The organism is Ensifer sp. ENS06, from assembly GCF_014852205.1.
Classification (GTDB): domain Bacteria; phylum Pseudomonadota; class Alphaproteobacteria; order Rhizobiales; family Rhizobiaceae; genus Ensifer; species Ensifer adhaerens.
Window position 1 is genome coordinate 170,935 of record NZ_JACVBC010000005.1, and the last position, 19,235, is coordinate 190,169.

The following is a 19,235-nucleotide window of genomic DNA, read 5'->3' on the forward strand; positions in this document are numbered from 1 at the left end:
TAGTCCGCTGCTTCAGGCCGCAGCCCGGCGGTTGCGTCCGGGAATGGCATTGATCAGCTCACGGGTGTAATCGCTGCGAGGGTTTTCGAAGACGTCGGAAACGGTTCCGCCGTCGACCAGCCGCCCATCCTTCAGAACCGAAACGGTGTCCGAGATCTGACGCACCACGGCGAGGTCGTGGGAAACGAAGAGGTAGGTGAGCCCGAGGTCGCCCTGCAGTTCGTCCAAGAGGTCGAGAATGCGGGCCTGCACGCTGACGTCGAGTGCGGAAACCGCTTCGTCGAGCACAACCAGTTGCGGATCGAGCACGAGCGCCCGGGCGATGGCAACACGCTGGCGCTGGCCGCCGGAAAGCGCATGGGGCCGCCGTGCAAATGCGTCCTCAGGCAAACCGACGCGGCCAAGGATCGCCCTTGCCTTCTCCTCACGATCAGAACGTAGAAGTCCCGGGTAATTCGTCAGCGGCTCGGTCACGATCTGCAGCACGCTTTGACGCGGGTCCAGCGAGCCGTAGGGATTCTGGTAAACGAGCTGGACCTTGCGGCGGAACTGCCGAAGCCCTTCTCCGCTCAGGCCCGAGACATTGGTGCCGTCGATCTCAATCCGGCCGGCCGTCGGCCTGTCAAAGCCGACGATGTTGCGGATCGTCGTCGTCTTCCCAGAACCGGATTCCCCGACGATCGCATGTGTCGTTCCGCGCCGGACGCGGAAGCTCAGGTCGTCGACGGCGCGTAGCGGGGATCCGCCGTCCTTGCGAACGAATTCGCGGACAAGGCCCTCGACGACGACGATATCGTCCGGAGCCTCCGCAACGGGTGGTCGAACCGTTGCCAACCTCGGGGGGGCGGTAAAGGATGGCGCGTTCGAAAGCAGTTGTTTCGTGTAGGGACTGCGTGGTGCGGCCAGAACAGCGCCCGTTGCGCCCTGCTCCTGAATCCGGCCGCCCTGTAGGACGACGATCCGATCGGCCCGGTCGGCGGCAACACCGAGATCGTGGGTCACCAGAAGCACGGCCGTACCATACTCCGTTCGCAACTCGTCGATGAGATCAAGAATGCGCTTCTGGACTGTGACGTCGAGCGCGCTCGTCGGCTCGTCGGCGATGATCAGCTGCGGCTTCAGCGCAATCGCAATCGCAATCAAGACCCTTTGGCGCATGCCGCCCGACAGTTCATGCGGATACTGCCGCGCCCGAAGTGCCGGCTCGCTCAAGCCGACGCGGGCCAGAAGAGAGAGCACCTGGGCCTCGATCTCGTCGGATCTCAGCGCACCATGAATCCGGAACATCTCGCCGAGTTGCGAGCCGATCGTCTTGACCGGGTTGAGCGAACTTCCCGGATCCTGAGGCACGAGGCTGATCCTCGCGCCGCGCACCGTATCCAGTTGCCGATCCGTCCAGCGGGCAATGTCGGTGCCATTCAGCTTGATGGTTCCGCGTTCCACTCGGCCATTCGCAGCGAGCAGACCGATGATCGACTGTGCGGTCGTCGTCTTGCCGGAACCGGATTCACCGACAAGGGCCACAACCTCGCCTGGATTGATGCGAAACGAAACGTCATGAACGGCGCGGCGTTCGCCGCTGCTGTCAGCGTAGGCAATGCAAAGATCCTCGACCTCGAGAACGGGGGGAAAAGGTCCAGGTATGACGGTCATGCTGCGGGCCTCCCGAAAGATTGGCTGACGCGATTGGCAGCCAGCACGACGAGGACAACCACGATGCCTGGCGCGGTGGTCAGCCACCAGGCGGTAGAAATGTAATTGCGCCCCTCGGCGATCAGCAGCCCCCATTCCGGGGTCGGCGGCGGCGCGCCGTAGCCGAGAAATCCAAGCGTCGAAATCTGCAGTACGGCCGATCCGAATTGCAGCGCGGCAAAGGCGACGACCGAGGTTAAGGAATTCGGCAGAATATTGCGCCACAGAACCGAGGCGAAGGTCCCGCCACTGCCGAAGGCCGCCTCGACATAATCGCTGCGACACACGCGCACGACTTCCGCCCGCGCCAGCCGGGCAAAGCCTGCCACCGAGGTGACCCCAACAGCGATTGCCGCGTTCACAGTTCCAAAGCCGAGCAGGATAATGATGCTGAGCGAAAGCAGCAGCGGAGGGATCGACAGGAGCACGTCGACAACGCGCATGATCGCATCGTCGAAGCGACGCCGCACCGAACCAGCGACGACGCCGAGACCGGTGCCAACCGCAAGTCCCAGCCCAACGGCGACAAAAGCACCTGTCAGGGAATGAACGGCCCCGTAGACGATGCGCGCATAGAGATCGCGCCCGAGCGCATCGGTTCCGAGCAGATGATCGGCGCTCGGCCGCTGCAACTGCGCGCCACCGACGCCCTCAAGCGGGTTGTAGCCTGTGAAGAACGAGGGGGCGACCGCCCAGAGGAAAACAGAACCGAGGATAAGCCAGGAAAGGGCCAGTCCTACGGGTACACGGCGCAGCCGCGATGCCGCGCCAGAACGCCGCTCGCTCTTTGCCCTTGGCGCCGCAATAGCGTCATCGCGAAGCGTATCGAAGGTCGTCATGCAACGGCTCCCGTTTTGGTCCTGAGGCGTGGGTCGAGCACCGGATAGAGCAGGTCCACAGCGAGATTGATGATCACGAAGGCCAGCGCAGACAGAACGACGATCGCCTGAAGCACGGCTGCGTCCTGGCTGCCCACGGCGCGTTCGGTCAGCCCGCCAATGCCGTTCAGCCCGAAGACGGTCTCGGTCACCACGGCCCCGGCAATCAGTTCGCCGAACAACACGCCGGCAATCGTCAGCGTCGGAAGCAGCGCGTTCTTCGCGACGTGCCGCCAGAGAACCCAAAGGCGAGTGGCGCCCTTTGCCCGCGCCACGGCGACGAAGGGCCGCGTCATCACCTCGTCGATATTGCGAACGAGCACCTGCGCCAACGGCGCGGAAATCGGCACGGCAAGCGTTGCAACCGGCAGGATCAATTCCTGCCAGGGACCAGGGTTGATGACGGGCACGAGTTTCAGGCGGAAGGAGAAGATCTGGATGAGCATGATGCCGAGCCAGAAGGTCGGGATAGAAATGAAGAGCGACGGAACCGACTGCAGCGCGCCACGCAGCCACGCAAACGGCGCGAGACTGGAGAGGAAAGCGATGACGGTCGCCAGGATCGCAGCTAGCAGGAAGCCGAGCCCCGCGAGCTTCAGCGTTGCCGGCAGATGCGCAGCAAGCAGACTTGAAACCGGAACACCGGCTTGAACCGAGTAGCCGAAGTTGCCGGCCAGGAACTTGCCGATAGTCCGCGCGTATTGGACCGGCACGGAGCTATCGATCGCATAAGAGGCGCGGATTTCGGCGACCTGTTCGGCGGTCAGGCCGAGATCGGGGTTCTGGAACTTAATGAGGATCGCATCGCCGGGCATTGCCTGCAGCAGCACGAAAGAGATCGTGAATGCGGCCCAAAGCACAAACAGAGCCTGAGCAACACGATTGAACAAATAGGCGGACATGATCCGTTCCTCGCAGGCGGATTTCAGAGACGACGGCCACCGACGTTGCGGTGGCCGTCGAACCGATCAATGTTCAGCAAGCCAGGTGCTGTAGAAGCTTGGACGCCCGACGGCCTCGAATGCCACGCCCTGGACGTAGGGCGCACCTGCATAGGCCTGCGGCTCCTCGAAGATCGGGATCGCATAGGCTTGATCGACGACGTAATCCTGAACCTCGCCGGCAATCGCGAGGCGCTTCTGGCGATCCGGCTCGGACGCGAGCGCATCGAGCAGACCATTCAGCTTGGTATCGACGAAGCTCTGGACCTTGTCGCTAAGCCCGCCCTTCTGGCGCAGCACATCGCGGTTCTTCGGATAGTACTGGCTCTTGATCACATCGGGATCGGCACGGCCGACCATGGCAGGCGACACCGGCGTCTTCAGCGGATCGAGATCATCCACCGTCTTGCTGCCGCTATCGCCGGCAAGAACGCTCAGCTTGACGCCCACCTTTCCCCACTGCTGCGCGACCAGTTGCAGCGTTTCCTTGTTCTGCGGCTGCGGCAGCGATTCATAAGCCGTCAGCACCAGTTCCTTGCCGTCCTTCTGGCGCAGACCGTTGGCGGCGACCGACCAGCCCGCTTCATCGAGCAGGGCCTTGGCCTTCGCCGGATCAAAAGCGAGCTTGGCCGAGATATCCTTGTAGCCGAGGGCCGACGACGCGATGATCGAGGTTGCCTGCGGATAATTGGCAGAAAATAATGTGGTGACGATTTCCTTGGTGTCGGTCGCATGCAGCAGCGCCTGACGCACCCTGATGTCGGACACCAACGGGTTGTCTGGGCGGAAGACGACACTGTTGTTCACCCCGCGGGTGGAAGGCGCGTAGATCTGATAGTCCTGCGCCTCGACTTGGCCCTCGTCATAGGCCTGGACCTGGCGGATGAAATCCGCCTGCCCTGCGAGCAGTGCACCAATGCGCACGCTGTCTTCACCGGTGATGATGTACTTGATGCCGTCGAGATAGGCGCGGCCCTGGTGTTCGAGCTTGGCCGGGCCCCAGTTGTATTCGTCGCGCGCCTTCAGGTTCAGTTCCTTGCCGATCGTCTCGCTCTCGACGACGAATGGGCCGGAGCCGATGATTTTCGTGGCGTCGCCGAGTTCTTCGAAGGGCAGTGCCAGCGTGCTTGTCGCGACCAGGCCCGAACCGATCACGGACGTTCCCTGAAGGAACCCCGGCGACGGCTTCTTGAAGTAGAATTTGACCGTCAGCGGATCGACGACTTCGCTGCGCTCGTAGTTGTTGATGACCTCGGAGACCGGCTGCTTCAGGGCTTTGTTGCCGAGGCCGAAGACGTCGTAGTTCTTGGCAACGGCAGCCGCGTCGAGCGGCGAACCATCGGAGAACGTCACGCCGGGACGGATCTTGAACGTATATTCGGTCGCATTCGCGTTGACCGTCCAGGATTCAGCGATCCAGGGCTCGATCTCCAGCGTCTTCGGGTTCTGATAGGTCAGCTTGTCGGTGATCTGGTTGAGGATGCCACCGTTCGGATAAAAGCCGCCGGCCGGCGGGTAGAGGTTCGTATGGGCCTGCTGCTCAAGATAGATCAGCGTACCGCCCTTGACCGGATCTGCCGCTTGCGCCTGCGCGTCGCTCAGAGCCAGGCCAGTGGTCGCAAGTGTGGCGAGCGTCAGTGCCAAGCGTTTCAGTTTCGTCGTCATGAGAGCCTTCCTTCAGAAATCTGGAGGCTATGGTACGACTGCGGCCGGCGTAATCAATTAAATCTAGTAAATTAATATGCTATATGTTTTACCCGAACCGAAAGAAGCATCTAGCGCGCCGTCGCCGGGGAGATAATTGTCCCTTCCCGCATTTTTCCCACCAATTTTGAAGGGCCGGGATCGACGGAAGTGTGGAAAGAAGCCCGCTGGTAACCACCGCCACATACGCGACATGGACACGTGCTTGATTGCGCGCGGCATTGACACCATTGTCGTCATCCGTTGAAAAATCTTGGCAATTTCTCTGAACCTCCCAAGGATCGTAAGCATCATGGAAAGCAATAAAGTCCTCGTCGTCGGCGGTGCCGGCTACATCGGCTCGCATACGTGCCTCGAACTCGCCAACAAGGGTTTCGAGCCTGTCGTTTACGACAACCTTTCGAACGGCCACGAAGAATTCGTCAAATGGGGCGTGCTGGAAAAGGGTGATATCCGCGACCGAAAGCGGCTCGACGAAGTCCTTGCCCGTCACAAGCCACGCGCCATCCTGCATTTTGCCGCGATGATCGAGGTGGGTGAATCGGTGAAAGACCCGGTTTCCTTCTACGACAACAATGTCATCGGCACGCTGACCTTGCTTTCGGCTGCCCTTGCCGCAGGCGTCGAAGCTTTCGTCTTCTCTTCGACCTGTGCCACCTATGGCCTGCCGGAGAGCGTGCCGATCGACGAACAGCACCGCCAGGCGCCGATCAACCCTTACGGCCGGACCAAATGGGTGTGCGAACAGGCATTGAAGGACTACGGGCAGTACAAGGGCCTGCGCTCGGTGATCCTGCGCTACTTCAACGCCGCTGGCGCCGATCCGGAAGGCCGCATCGGCGAGTGGCACGAGCCGGAGACGCATGCCATCCCGCTCGCCATCGACGCGGCCCTCGGCCGACGCCAGAGTTTCAAGATCTTCGGCACGGACTACGACACCCGCGACGGCACCTGCGTGCGCGACTACATCCACGTGCTTGATCTTGCCGACGCCCATGTGCGCGCGGTCGAACACCTGCTTTCGGGCGGCGACAGCGTCGAGCTCAACCTCGGAACAGGTACCGGCACGACCGTCAAGGAACTCTTGACGGCGATTTCCGAGGTTTCGGGACGCGAATTCCAGGTCGATCTCGTCGACCGCCGCGAAGGGGATTCGACCACCCTGGTCGCCAACAACGACAAGGCGCGCGACATTCTCGGCTGGGTTCCGAAATACGGTCTCACCGACATCACGCGCACGGCCTGGAACTGGCATTCCCGTCGTAATCAGGGTGTCTGAGATATAGACCACGTCTGGCGCGGCGGTGATCGCCGCGCCAGACGGCTCCGATTTGTCAGGCCGTGCGCTGCACCGGCCTTGAGAAAAAGCCCGAGCGCAGCCGTGTGGCCAGCGGCTTCTCGATCAGAAGATAGGCGAAAACGCCAAGCGCAGTCCCCGCAATGACCGCCAGCAGCGCCGATGTGAGCAGCCCTATACCCATCATTCCACAAGCCTTGACCACGACCGAAATCGCAAAGGTGTGCCAGAGGTAGATCGAGTAGGATGCGTCGCCAAGCATCATCGGCAGCCTGCTGGGGCGGAACCAGCCCTGCGCTTCGAGCGCCAGCGTTCCCAAGACGAGCATGACGGCCAAAGGCCCGAGGATGAATTCGTCGAAAGGCAGGCGAAGCACGGCGACCGCCGCAAATCCTGAAAACGCGCCGGCGACAAGCATAAGGCCGGACTTTGCGCCGGGCACCCTGCCTCTCAGCCACAACTCGGCGACGACCATGCCTGCCACAAATTCAAGAATAATCGGCCGCGTATAGGTGACGAAGAGCGCGTTGTCGCTGTCGACGGCAAAGCCGATGGCAACCACCGCCGAGAAACAGCCAGCGATCGCCGGCAACCGGCTCGACCGCGGCAACAGCAGTGTCAAGGCGAAGATCGCATAGAAGAACATCTCGTAGTTCAGCGTCCAACCCTGCACCAGCACTGGCCAGATTTCGCCGCTGCTTGGCGATCGCATGGGAATGAACAGCAGCGAGGAAAGCACATGCGCGTTGCTCAAGACAAGATTGGGAAACAGGCCAACAAGGCCGCCGATGACCATGACCGCGGTTGCGAGCCAGTAGATCGGCGCGATCCTCTGGATGCGATCGCGGAGGAAGGCGAGCGGTGACACCGGCCGCCGTTCGCTGATCACCCACATGATGAAGCCGCTGATGACAAAGAAGACGTCGACGCCGGCAGCACCAATTGCGAAGTGGTGCCCGGTGCGCTCGGCGGCATGAAAGACGACGACCCCGAGCGCTGCGACGGCCCGCAGATACTGAATGCCGTAGATCGTTGTCGTCGGGGCGCTGATCATTGATACCTCAGTCGTAGCGGGATCTCCGATACGGCCGGCGCCGGACGATCTTCGACGCTCTGGTGCGTGCGCGCTTCCGGTAAAGTCAGCTTTCCGGCGGCGAAATAGAGCAGGAACGAGCCGATGTGATAGGGGTTCATGATGTCGATTTCGACGAAGGACCGCACCAGCAGAAGCAGCGCTATGCCGAAGAGCACGGAAGATTGCGTGTCATGATCCTGCGTCAACAACCGCTTGGTATGCCCGAGCACGGTTATCAGAAGGATGCCGGACAGAAGCACGAGCCCGATCGCGCCGGTCTCCACCATCGCTTCGATAAAGGTGTTGTGGAAGTGGAAGCCGGAGCGCGTGGCAATATAGAACTCTTCCCACAGGCGTTCGGGCTCCGAGAAGCCCTGGACCCAATAGGCCTGATAGCCGACACCGACCAGCGGTGACGACATGGCCGCCTCGATGCCCTGCTGCCACAGATAGGTCCGTCCGGTTAGGGTGGAATCCTTGCCGAAAAGCCCGAGGACAAGATCGACGCCCCCACCATAGATGGCCGCAACGGCGACCATGACGCCACAGACGGCGGCGGCGAGGAAGAGCCCCTTGCGGTGTGCCGGCGACAATAGTCCGACCAACCGCATGCCCAGCCACACCCCGATGATGACCACTGTGGTCAACACCGACGTCGCCGATTGCGAGGCAAAAAGTGAATAGGCCGACAGCAACGCGACCAGGCTGGCTGCCGCGAACCACAGGCCGCGTTCGCCAAGCGCGATCGGCGCGACAAAGGCGAAATAGATGCCGAGCGAGGCGTAGAAGCCCAGCTGGTTCTTCGAGGCGAAAGCGCCGACGAAGCTGTAAGTGCCGTCGAGAGGATCGAGGTGGTAGACGCCGAAGAGGAGTGAGTAGACGAGAACGACGCCGGTTCCGGCAATCGCGCCGCGCACCAGGGTCCTGATGTCGACAACCCGCATGGCAATCAGGGCGCAGATCACGTGGGAGAGATACTGTATCCCCGTTCGCGCCGTCATTCCGGGCGCCGCCGACCAGAAGACCGACAGGCAGGCGAAGATCGCAAATCCTAAGATCCAGAGGCGGATTCCGTAATTGCCGAGCACACGACGATAATCGACCAGCACCAGCGGCAGCCACAGGCCATAGTAGAGCAGGATCGACGCCTGTCCGAAGCGCGAGGAATAGGCGAAGACGAACAGCGATAGCGCGATCGCAACAGTGCCATAGACACCATTGCGATCGGGAGAAATCAGGCTCGCCTTCGAAATTTTCACAGCCGTTCCTACTGCGTTGCCAGGTTGGCTTCGACCTTGATCACGTCACCGGGCAATACAGGCGTATTTTCGTCGGCGGAGATCTCTGTCGGCTTTCCGTCGCGCTCGCGCATGATCGAATAGGCGATCGTCGCCTCCTCCGTATTGTCTTTCGACTGCGCGGCTTCGGCCGATTGCAGCAACGCTTCGGCCATCAAGTCGCGGCTGGTGCCGAGCTTGATCGAAAGCGTGTCGAGTTCGGCCTCGGTGTTCTGCAGGTCCTGCGCCAGCTGAGCGTCCCAATCGTTGCGAAGATTGGTTTCGTCCTGGCCCGCCTTGCTGACATCCTGTTTCGCCTTCAGCGAAGCAGTATCGATGTCGAGAAGGGCGGCCTGCAGTTCGGCTACGCGCTGCTCCAGGGACAGCTTGCGCTGGCTGAGCGCCAGGCCCTTTTCGGCGAGGCTTTCGACCTTCTCGCGGTCTTCAACGACGAGCTCGAGCTGGCGGTTCTGGGTTTCCGTCTTCTTTGCCAGCGACTGGATTTCGCTTTCGAGCAAGGACTTCAGATCGGCGAGCGACTCCAGTTGCAGCTTCTGCTTCCTGTCACGCGAGGCCATCAATGCGGTCTCGTTTGCGAGAAGCTTGTCGATACCGGGAACACCCTGAAGGTCCTTCGGCAGTTCGATGCCATCCTTTTCGGCGATCTCGGCCTGAAGGCGGGCGCGACGGATCAGCAGCCGGTTGCGCTCGGATGTCTGGACGCTCGAATCGCCATGCGCATTGATGTAGTCGCGCGCAAAGCGCTGGCCGCTTTCCGAACGGCGCAATCCGCCGCCAAGGCTTACGGCCTTCAACACCGTCAGATTGGGGGCAAAAGGATATTCGCCGGGCTTCTGGACCTCGCCCGCGAGATAAACCGGGCGGTACTGCGCGAGTTCGACGGAGGCGGACGGCCGATCGCGCAGACCGAAGAGCGTCTGCATCTTCTCGCCGATCGCTTCACCAACTTCGGTCGTCGTCTTGCCCGCCGCCGGCAGGTCGCCGATGAAGGGCAAGGATAGAGCACCCGAAGGACCAACGGTGTACTCGCCGCTGACGACCGACCAGTCGCGGACAGCCCCCTCCGCGGTCTGCCATTCGGCCACGCGAATTCTCAGCCTATCCATAGTGCCGAGCTGATACTCATCGGCCCAAGCCGGAAAAGCACAAGTGAGCGCCGCGGCGATGAAAACCGCCCGGCGCAGGAAACGGGGTAGCGTGCGCGGCATGCGCGACTTTCCCGACAGATGATGTTCTCTCATTTGGGCTTCCCGAATGAAGGCGCCTTCCCGCGACCGGTCGCGCGGGCTTTCCAGGCGCTGTTTCGTCAGTAGCTGCCGCGCGAAAGGCAAACGGCGGGAATGGTTCTGACAACGATGGAGAAGTCCTTCAGCAGCGACCAGTTCTGGACGTACTGGGTATCGAACGCGATGCGGGTTGCGTAGGATACGTCGTTGCGCCCGCTGATTTGCCAAAGGCCGGTAAGACCGGGTCGGGATTGCAGGTAGTAGACGGCGGCGCTGTCGTAGAGCTCCAGTTCGTCCTCCACCACCGGGCGCGGGCCAACCATGCTCATTTCACCGCGCACGATGTTGACGAGCTGCGGCAGTTCATCAAGGCTTAGTTTGCGCAGGACACTGCCGACGACCGTAACACGCGGGTCGTCCTGCAGTTTGCGCGTCGCGCGCCATTCCTCGTAGGCGGCCGGATTGGCCTTGAGGTAGTCCTGCAGGATCCGGTCCCCATCAGGGCGCATGGTGCGGAACTTAAGGCAACGGAACGACTTGCCGTTGTGGCCGATGCGGCGGTGGCCGTAGAAGATGCTGCCGCCGTCGGAAAACTTGACCAGCGCCATGAGCATCAGGAACAGCGGGCTTAAGAAAACGAGGGCGAGGGAAGCGGCAAGCACGTCGAAGCCACGCTTCGAAACGCCACCCACGGGTGGGATTGCCGCAAACTCTGCGGCACTGAAAAACGGCGAATTGGCCGATCTGGTCGCAGACTTCATAGAGGTGACTCCATTTACGTTTGGCGATTTGTCGGTCTCCCCAGGGGGGCCTACAGCCCACACTGGGGCGCGCTCATCGTGAATAATGAACGTCCGGTAAGGATTTGCTTTTTGAAGGCGAAATAAAGGCGAGTATCCGAGAAGGGGCCAAAATGCGTATATCACCACTTTCGAATATGAAATATTTCTCGTGACAGGCGCTGTTATATTATTGCGAGAAACAGTATCACCTCGCACGTATTCCTGTATTGTTTCTGGCGAGCCAAATTACATTTCCGGAGAAGTGGCGATATCTTCGCAGGCCGATGTTTTCCTTGAGCTTCGGGAGCGTGATTTCCCCTGCTCCAAAATTATCGGTCGTCCGTATTTCCCAAATTTTGCTGCGTCGCACCAAGTCTTCGCGGCGCACACAAAGACTCGCAACATCGTTCAAACTTGTAATAAAAGTTGATCAGCACGTGAGTGTGGCGGCAACCATTGGGCGACGCGGAGTGCGTCTCCCGACGGGAGGTGGAAAATCAGCTGCCGAGCGCAGGCTCGCGTCACAATGGCGTTCGAGGCCAATCAACTGATTTTGATTCGATCGACGCTGCCCGAAACGCGACATAAAGATTTGCCTGTTTCTATGTGCCAAAGCGGCGGCTATTGCCGGTTGCAGCCGATGTCCGTCGCCAATATATTAACATTTGCAGAGGAAAGGCCGATTTTGCGATGACGTCTGCAGCGATAGAACCGATTGCGAGCTAGTGTCATGTACGCACCACGCGTCTTCGTGAGTATGATCGGCGCCCTGACGGTTTTTGCTGTCGTCACCTATTTCCTCAATGGCTCTCTCACATCCACGCTGATCCAGACGGCGATCTGTGCGGTCCTCATTCAGATCGGCTATTTCCTCGCGGTCGTTTTCCTAATCTGGAGGAAAGAGCGCGAGCGCGGAAAAAAAGCGGCTGAAGTGCTGCAATCGGCCAATGACGACAAGCCGGGCAGCAATAGCCACCGCCTGGACCGGCCCGGTCACTTCAATCGTTGACCGCACGGCCGGACAAGCCTGCCTCGCCATTCTTCAAAAAAATCGCCTTTGACGCGGTTGCGACATGATCGCCCTGCATGGTGCGGCCCGTTACGGCAAGATTCCATGCCGGGCTGCATGATCTAGCGGGTTGCCAATGACCCGGCTGCGTCATGCAGCGATCGAGAACTGGTGCAGTCCACTTGGCCCCTAGGCGCCGCGCTGCCCGCGAGACACGATACTGGAGGCCCTCATGACCACAGTCGCCCGGACAGATGTCTGCGTCATCATTGCTGCGAAGAATGCCGAGGCGACCATCGCCCGCGCGGTCGCGTCGGCGCTGGCCGAACAGGAAACCGCCGAAGTGATCGTGGTGGATGACGGCTCCACCGATCAGACCGTCGCCGCGGCGCGATCTGCCGACGATCACAGCGGACGGCTGACGATCGCACGCTTTGAAAGCAATCGCGGTCCTTCAGCAGCGCGCAACCATGCGATTGCCATCAGCCGCGCCCCGGTCCTGGCGATCCTCGACGCCGACGATTTCTTTCTACCGGGCAGGCTCGGCAGGCTGCTCGCAGTAGAGGAGTGGGATTTCATCGCCGACAATATCGCCTTCATGGGCGAGGCCGCAGTGACTGGTGCGGCTCCAAGGGTCGATGACTTCCCGCCACGGCCGCGCCTTCTCGGCCTCATTGATTTCGTCGAGGGCAATATTTCGCAGCCGGGCGTGAAACGTGGCGAGATCGGCTTCCTGAAGCCGCTGATGCGCCGCCGCTTCCTCGATAAGCATGGCATCCGCTATCAGGAGGCGCTTCGTCTGGGGGAGGATTATGACCTCTATCTTCGCGCACTGGCCAAAGGTGCACGCTACAAGGTCATTCAAAGCTGTGGCTATGCGGCGATCGTGCGCGGCAATTCGTTGAGCGGCAGCCACCGGACCGAGGATCTAAAGCGCCTCTACGAGGCCGACCGCGTCATACTCGCGGCAAACGACCTCGACGGTGAGGCAGCGGCTGCCGTGCGACGGCATGAGCGTCACGTGCGTGGCCGCTACCAGCACCGCCACTTCCTCGACCTCAAGAAAGAGCGCGGTGCTATGGCTGCGATCGGTTACCTCATGCGGCGCCCGGGCGCCGCGCCGGCCGTCACCGCCGGTATTTTCGCCGACAAGACGGAGCGCTTCAGGCCGCGCCAGGATGCGGCACCGGCGGGCGGAGGCGCGGCAGTGCGCTACCTTCTGCCCATCGGCGCGGAGCACGCGCGCTAGCACCACGCGTTGCGGCGTCGGCGCCACGTCGAACCATCGCGAGCGGAATACGCTCCGGCATCTCGTCCGGAGCGTCGTTTGTCACGTCCTAGAAGTAGGCGCGCCGTACGGCGGCCAACGCATCCTGGAAGCGTTCCTTGCGTTCGGCGAGCCGGCTGTCGCTGCTCAATTGCGGCTCTGCGCGAGTGGCCTGCCAAAGTGCAAGCGTCGACGGCGCCGCAAGCACCTGCTTGGCCGCGCTGCGCAAGAACGTCTGACGCGGTTCTCTGGCCGCGACGATCACCTCGCCGTCGGCGGATCGCAGGTTCGCAGCCTCCGGCACGGTCTGCGCCTCGAAGCCCATGCCCCAGAAACGTGCGCCCTTGATCATGGCTTCGGTGCGGCTGGAGACCGGAACATGGCGGGGACGGTATTCGACGCCGACGGTTTTTGCCCAGTCGTTCCACTTGAAGCTGTTGATGCTGTCCGACGTCGTCACCGCCACCCAGGGAACGCGGAATGCATCGGCGAGAATCGCCCCATGCATCGATTCGGCGACAATGAACTCCGATTGCGCGATCTCGCGGATCACGCTCTTGGCCTCGCCGCGCGGGTCGATGTAGTGCAGGCCGACGGTGCCGCAGGTGACGGGCCACATACCGGCGATCGCACTTTCCCAATGGGGAATGAAACTGCGCTTGTATAGCTTAGGCAGGTTCCGGAATTCCGGCATGTCGGCGACCATGACCGCGGGATCGACAATACCGCGCTCCGGCGCAAGGCCGATCTTCTCGGCTGTCAACGGCCCGCGCACGCAGCGAAGGTCCCATTCGGCGGCATCCCGCATGTCCGGCAAGCTGCCGTAGCCGAAACCGCTGCCGATAACGAGCTTGCGGACGCCATCAGGCAGAAGCGCGCGGTTGAGCACCGTGCCGACGCCGACAAGGAGGATGTCGTCATGGACATCGCGAAAACCCGGCAGCAGGAAATCCCAAAGCCAGAGGTTGAGGTCGTCGCCGAAATTGCCGTGCTGAGATTCCCAGTAATAGGGCTTCATGGGCGGTCCCTTCTTTCAAATGCGAGATAGGTTCGATGCCGCGCCTGGCGGGCTTGTTCTTCCTCCAAAAGGAGTTTCTGTCCGGATCAGCGTGAACGGGAAAACTTGCCGACGGCAAGCTCGAATGCGCTTTGCAACAGCTTGGGATCGCGCAGGACCCAACGTGCCAGCAGTCGAAACTGCGGCGACTTCCGCCGCTTCAGCCGGCGCGCCTGGCTCCAGAGCGCCTGACGACGGGCCGTGTGCTGGTAGGACTGGATCGACGCGACGGCCGATGGCTTGCGCGAAAGCCGGTGCTCAAGCGTCTCAAGGGCAACAAAAGTGTTGAACTGCTGCTGCAGGAATTGCGGCGAGTCGTTGTCGATCGAGTGGAAGATGTTGATGCCCTCCCCGCGCACGGCACCGGCTGCATCGCAAAGCACGACACGATTTGCCGCCAGAATGCAGTCGCAGAAGAACAGCACGTCCTCGGCCGCGAGACGCAGCTCGGCATCAAAGCGCACCGTCTCGAAAAGCCGGCGACCAACCACCATGCAAGACAGGTGCAGGAAGCTCCAGTTCCGCAGCATGACATTGGAAAGATCGGGAACTTCGACGACAAGCGGGCTTTCCTGCAAGCGCACGACCGTATCGCTTGCCTCGAGATCGGCGACGCCGAAATGGTAGTAGAACGCCTCGCCGCCTGTTATCGACGCCCAGTAGCAGTCGGCACCAAAGCGGCTCATGCTGTCGACGGCATTCTGGAGATGATCGGTGGTCCAGATGTCGTCGGAATCGAGGAACGCGGCGAACGCGGCGTCGGCCGGAACGTTGTCGAGCCCGGTGTTGCGCGCGCCGCCTGGACCCTTGTTGTCCTGCCGGATCACCGTCACGCGCGCCCGCTCGCCATCGGCAAGCGGCCTCAACTCCTCGTCGATCGAGTAGGGAGATTGATCGTCTATCACCAGGACATGGAAGTCTTGATAGCTTTGGGCAAAGACGGACGCGAGCGCGCGCCGAAGAATACCCGGCTCCTTCTGGTAGTAGGGAATAATAACAGTCAGCTTCGCCATCTTTTCGCCCCTGCGGTTTCTCTAAAAGAGTATTTCGTGGTCTCCTCCCACCGGGTCGCGACCTCAAATCTAGCGCTTGCCCTTTGTCGGAAATCCTTCAAAGGCATCACGGGATGCTCACATGCCTTCAAACGTAAATGCCAAGTCTGTGACTCGGAACGTCGGCTGGAGCGTCCTTTCAAAGACAGGCACATTCGGGCTGAAGTTTGTCACCGTGCCGATTCTTGCCCGTATCCTGACGCCCGAGGAGTTCGGAACGGTCGCCGTCGCGCTCACCGTCGTGCAGTTTCTGGCGATGATCGGCGGCGCCGGTCTTGCCTCCGCTCTGATCATCCAGCGCGACGAGGACATGGAACTCATCCACTCCGCTTTCTGGGCCAATCTGGTGGTTTCGCTGATGATGGCGCTTGGGCTTTTCGTCTTTGCCGGACCGCTGGCGAGCCTGCTGGGTGCGCCGGAGGCAAGCCATCTGCTCCAGATCATGAGCCTGCTCATCCCGTTGCAGCTTGCCGGCGATGTTGCCTATTCACTGCTTGCCCGGCGGATGAATTTCAGCAAGGACGCGGTCTGGACCATGCTCTCCGAAATCCTCGGCGCGCTCATCGCGGTCGGGGCGGCGCTTCTCGGCTTTGGGGTGTGGTCGCTGCTCGCCCAGCTTTTCGTTTCTGCATTCATCCGTTTGGCCGGTCTCTACGCCGTCTCCGGCTATGTCCCGCGTTTCGTGTTCTCGGCACGGCGCGTACTTTCGCTCTGCCGCTTCAGCTTTGGCATGATGGGCTCCGAGATCGCCAACTTCGTCACCTTCCAATCGCCGATGGTCGTCATCAGCCGTTATCTCGGCCTTTCGGATGCCGGCGCCTATTCGGCGGCGAACCGCTTTTCCAGCATTCCGAACCAGATCGTCCTTTCAGCAGTCATGGGCGTTCTCTTTCCCGCCTTCAGCCATATGGGCGAGGATCGCCAGCGGCGCTCGCAAGCGCTGATGCTCAGCACGCAGGTCACCACCGTGCTGCTCGCGCCGATGATGTTCGGCCTCTGGGCGCTTGCCGAGCCGGCGATGCTCGTGCTCTTCGGACAGCAATGGGCCTCAGCCTGGCCGGTGCTCGGCCTGCTCGCCCTGTCGAAGGGCCTGCTGACACCCTGCAGCACCTACATTCCCTATCTCAAGGGTATCGGCCAGGGCACGACCCTCTTCTGGTGGGCGGTGATCCGGGCAATCGCCACCACTGCCGCCGTCGCCTATGCCGCGATCGGCGGATCGCTCGTCGAAGCGATGATCGCCCTCTGCCTCGTGAACCTAGCGACGCTTGTCGGCTATTCCTGGGTTGTCTTTCGCGCCGACCAGCTGCCCTTCCTGCGCGGGTTCCTGATTTCGGTGAGGCCGCTGGTCTCGGCTTTCATCATGGCTGTCATCGTAAGGCTGCTGCTGGACCACTACGGCACGCTTCTTCCAAGCGCGGTGCTCCAGGTTCTTGTTGGCGCCGCGATCGGTGCCCTGATCTATCTGGTGCTGGTACTCGTTACCGAACGGTCGCTGCTGGCAAAGCTCACCGATATGGTTCGTTCCCGTGGTGCTTCGAGCTCTGTACCAGCCGCCGCCGAGTAACGGCTGGAATAGCGCTAAAGACTGCCCCACCCTTGCCGCATTTCGGCGAGGAATGAGATCCGCGGCATTGTCTCAACTGAAAAACAGAAGAAAAAGCGCACAACTTTTCGGCGTTACATATGCACTTTAACAAGCAGAGGTATCAGAAAATCAGCGGCCGTTAATATTCCGCAACTGACGCCCACGTCATGGTTTTTTCCCAGTCCAAGTGCGGGGATAGGCCTATTTTCCTAGTATTGTCGCAAATTCTAATGCTGCACCGCAGCAAACCAAGGCCGATTCGTTTGCTGCGGCGCCATATTTTGATCCGTGCCCGAGCCTAATCTTCTGGGTGCGGGCTCTGGTCTGCTCTGTTGAAACGGCCGCTTCTAAACGCGCTGCCAGATGGGGGTGACGGATATCGTTGATGTGAACGCGAATATCTCCTCGCGGATCAATCTGATGCGCATCGTGCTGATCTCAGGCATTGTCTTTGTGCATGTGCCTTATGATCCGGCGACCAGTCCGTATGTCGGCACCTATGGCGGCATCGACTGGTTGCGCATTTTCCTGGGCGACAGCCTCTTCCGTGTCGGCGTCCCCTGCCTCAGCGCAATTTCCGGTTATCTCCTATTCCGTCGCGGTCTCGAAAATTTCGACTATGGCCGGACGCTGAAGACCAAGGCTCGCACGGTACTTTTGCCATTCCTGTTGTGGAACCTGGCGTTTCTCGCGCTGGTTTTCGTCGCGCAGAGCAAGGACATCAGTTCGGGCTATTTGCCGAAGGTCATCGGAGCCAGCCCCATTGAGTGGCTGAGCTTTGCCTTCGCGCTCGAGGATCTACCAATCAATCTGCCGCTCTATTTTCTGCGCGACCTCCTGCTTTGTATCGTTCTTTCGCCAGCGCTCGCGTGGCTGATCAAGCGCTATCCGGCACAGACGCTCGCCGTTCTCTTCGCCTATGCGGTGCTGCCCGTTCCGAACGGCATCTTCTTGAAGAAGTCGATCCTCTTCGGGTTTAGCGCCGGCATCTACATGAGCCTGCATCGCATCGATGTCCGCAGCTTCGATCGCTTTTCCTGGCCGATTACCATCGCGTTCCTGAGCGCAGCCGTGCTCCTGTCCATCCTGCTCTATCAGTTTGGCCCGAATTTTCCGGTGTGGCTCGAAATGCTGCGCAGTCTGATTGCGATTTCCGGCATCGTCGGTTCCTGGGCGGTTTCGGCACTTCTTGTGCGAACCAACATCGGCGCTCAGCTTTCGCGCGGCAGCGGTCTCAGCTTCTGGATCTTCTGCACGCACTTTCCGCTACTCGTGCTCTTCTGGATGATCTGGAACCGCTCGGACATCGGCTACTACCCGGCGTTTTACTGCGCGGTTCCGCTCATCACGATCGCCTTCCTCGCCGGCGCCTACGCTCTTTCCGCGCGCTGGCTGCCAGCCCTCACCGCTATTCTCACCGGCAGCCGGACCGGCTCCGCCCGCGACATGCGTGCGCGGACAGGGGCTGTTCGCGCCGGTCCCTCCCCCCAGCAAAGGACCTGACCATGAGATCGAAACGACCTCACCGCCTCGCCCTGCTCACCCTTGTCGCCGTCGGCCTTGCCGGTCCGGCCCTGGCCGAAGAGACCACGACGGGTGCGTCTTTCATCGACAACTTCGATACACTCGACACCGCCGTCTGGTACGTCTCGGACGGCTGGAACAATGGCGCGCATCAGAACTGCACCTGGTCGAAGAAACAGGCGAAGGTCGTCAACGGCATCGCCGAACTGACGTTTGCTGAAGGAAAACTCGGCGAGCGCAATTACGCCTGCGGCGAAATCCAGACCCGCAAGCGCTTCAGCTATGGCACCTACGAGGCGCGGATCAAGACGGCCGACGGCTCGGGGCTCAACTCCGCCTTCTTCACCTATATCGGGCCGGCCGACAAGAAGCCGCATGACGAGATCGATTTCGAAGTGCTCGGCAAGAACCCGGCAAAGGTCCAGATCAATCAATACGTCTCCGCCAAGGGCGGCAACGAGAAGCTGGTCGACGTGCCGGGCGGCGCCAACCAGGGCTTCAACGACTACGCTTTCGTCTGGGAGAAGGAGCGTATTCGCTATTACGTAAATGGCGAACTGGTCCACGAGGTCACCGACCCAGCGAAGATCCCGCCCAATCCGCAAAAGATTTTCTTCAGCCTTTGGGGAACCGATACCCTGACGGATTGGATGGGCGCCTTTGCCTACAAGGGTCCCTCGATGATGCAGGTCGACCGGGTCGCTTTCACCGCGCCGGGAGACGAGTGCCAGTTCCCCGAGTCGATTGCCTGCAAAATAAACTAGCCGACGATCGGGAGCCGTGCCGGTGGGCGTGGCTCTCGCCGCTGCAAGGCGGAAAATTTGAACCATGTCCGGCGCAGCCGG

The 19,235-nt window shown here is 61.0% G+C and carries 16 protein-coding genes; 6 read left to right on the forward strand and 10 right to left on the reverse strand.

Going from position 1 to position 19,235, the window contains the following annotated elements:
* Positions 1-12 precede the first annotated feature (12 nt).
* From IB279_RS19955 to IB279_RS19970, 4 genes are all read right to left on the reverse strand, one after another.
* Positions 13-1,653, reverse strand: coding sequence for an ABC transporter ATP-binding protein (locus IB279_RS19955; protein WP_090297224.1), 1,641 nt, complete (start codon positions 1,651-1,653; stop codon positions 13-15).
* A complete protein-coding gene (locus IB279_RS19960) occupies positions 1,650-2,531 on the reverse strand; it encodes an ABC transporter permease (RefSeq protein ID WP_090297221.1) in 882 nt (293 codons plus the stop codon). Before IB279_RS19960 ends, IB279_RS19955 begins: the two co-directional genes overlap by 4 nt.
* Complete coding sequence (locus tag IB279_RS19965) at positions 2,528-3,472, reverse strand: ABC transporter permease (protein WP_090297219.1); 945 nt, start codon at positions 3,470-3,472, stop codon at positions 2,528-2,530. Before IB279_RS19965 ends, IB279_RS19960 begins: the two co-directional genes overlap by 4 nt.
* Positions 3,473-3,538: 66 nt before the next feature.
* Positions 3,539-5,176 (reverse strand): TIGR04028 family ABC transporter substrate-binding protein, encoded by a 1,638-nt coding sequence (locus IB279_RS19970; RefSeq protein ID WP_090297217.1) that lies wholly within the window; start codon positions 5,174-5,176, stop codon positions 3,539-3,541.
* Positions 5,177-5,507: 331 nt separating this feature from the next.
* On the opposite strand from IB279_RS19970, the gene galE reads away from it, so the two are divergent.
* Positions 5,508-6,494 (forward strand): UDP-glucose 4-epimerase GalE, encoded by a 987-nt coding sequence (galE, locus tag IB279_RS19975; protein WP_060521088.1) that lies wholly within the window; start codon positions 5,508-5,510, stop codon positions 6,492-6,494.
* A gap of 55 nt (positions 6,495-6,549) precedes the next feature.
* Here galE and IB279_RS19980 read toward each other — a convergent pair whose 3' ends face one another.
* From IB279_RS19980 to IB279_RS19995, 4 genes are all read right to left on the reverse strand, one after another.
* A complete protein-coding gene (locus IB279_RS19980) occupies positions 6,550-7,566 on the reverse strand; it encodes an acyltransferase (RefSeq protein WP_192339613.1) in 1,017 nt (338 codons plus the stop codon).
* Complete coding sequence (locus tag IB279_RS19985; RefSeq protein ID WP_192339615.1) at positions 7,563-8,846, reverse strand: O-antigen ligase; 1,284 nt, start codon at positions 8,844-8,846, stop codon at positions 7,563-7,565. The genes IB279_RS19980 and IB279_RS19985 overlap by 4 nt, the downstream gene beginning before the upstream one ends.
* A gap of 8 nt (positions 8,847-8,854) precedes the next feature.
* On the reverse strand, positions 8,855-10,126 hold the full coding sequence (locus IB279_RS19990) for a polysaccharide biosynthesis/export family protein (protein ID WP_113504484.1): 1,272 nt from the start codon (positions 10,124-10,126) through the stop codon (positions 8,855-8,857).
* Between the two features lie 65 nt (positions 10,127-10,191).
* Positions 10,192-10,872 (reverse strand): sugar transferase, encoded by a 681-nt coding sequence (locus tag IB279_RS19995; protein WP_034797965.1) that lies wholly within the window; start codon positions 10,870-10,872, stop codon positions 10,192-10,194.
* A 751-nt stretch (positions 10,873-11,623) separates the two neighbouring features.
* On the opposite strand from IB279_RS19995, the gene IB279_RS20000 reads away from it, so the two are divergent.
* Both IB279_RS20000 and IB279_RS20005 read left to right on the forward strand, forming a co-directional pair.
* Positions 11,624-11,902 carry an exopolysaccharide production repressor protein gene (locus IB279_RS20000; protein WP_192339617.1) on the forward strand — a complete coding sequence of 93 codons (279 nt, stop codon included), beginning with the start codon at positions 11,624-11,626 and terminating at the stop codon, positions 11,900-11,902.
* Positions 11,903-12,134: 232 nt separating this feature from the next.
* Positions 12,135-13,151 carry a glycosyltransferase family 2 protein gene (locus IB279_RS20005; RefSeq protein ID WP_060521084.1) on the forward strand — a complete coding sequence of 339 codons (1,017 nt, stop codon included), beginning with the start codon at positions 12,135-12,137 and terminating at the stop codon, positions 13,149-13,151.
* An 88-nt stretch (positions 13,152-13,239) separates the two neighbouring features.
* Here IB279_RS20005 and IB279_RS20010 read toward each other — a convergent pair whose 3' ends face one another.
* Entirely contained in the window at positions 13,240-14,187 is a 948-nt protein-coding gene (locus tag IB279_RS20010; protein WP_060529216.1) for a polysaccharide pyruvyl transferase family protein, read from the reverse strand.
* An 86-nt stretch (positions 14,188-14,273) separates the two neighbouring features.
* The gene (locus IB279_RS20015; RefSeq protein WP_113504467.1) at positions 14,274-15,239 is read right to left on the reverse strand and encodes a glycosyltransferase family 2 protein; all 966 of its coding nucleotides are present in this window, start codon (positions 15,237-15,239) and stop codon (positions 14,274-14,276) included.
* 121 nt (positions 15,240-15,360) lie between these two features.
* On the opposite strand from IB279_RS20015, the gene IB279_RS20020 reads away from it, so the two are divergent.
* From IB279_RS20020 to IB279_RS20030, 3 genes are all read left to right on the forward strand, one after another.
* A complete protein-coding gene (locus IB279_RS20020; protein WP_110819099.1) occupies positions 15,361-16,845 on the forward strand; it encodes a lipopolysaccharide biosynthesis protein in 1,485 nt (494 codons plus the stop codon).
* Positions 16,846-17,253: 408 nt separating this feature from the next.
* Complete coding sequence (locus IB279_RS20025; RefSeq protein WP_113504483.1) at positions 17,254-18,369, forward strand: acyltransferase; 1,116 nt, start codon at positions 17,254-17,256, stop codon at positions 18,367-18,369.
* A 2-nt stretch (positions 18,370-18,371) separates the two neighbouring features.
* On the forward strand, positions 18,372-19,154 hold the full coding sequence (locus IB279_RS20030) for a glycoside hydrolase family 16 protein (RefSeq protein WP_060644388.1): 783 nt from the start codon (positions 18,372-18,374) through the stop codon (positions 19,152-19,154).
* The last annotated feature ends 81 nt before the right edge of the window (positions 19,155-19,235 follow it).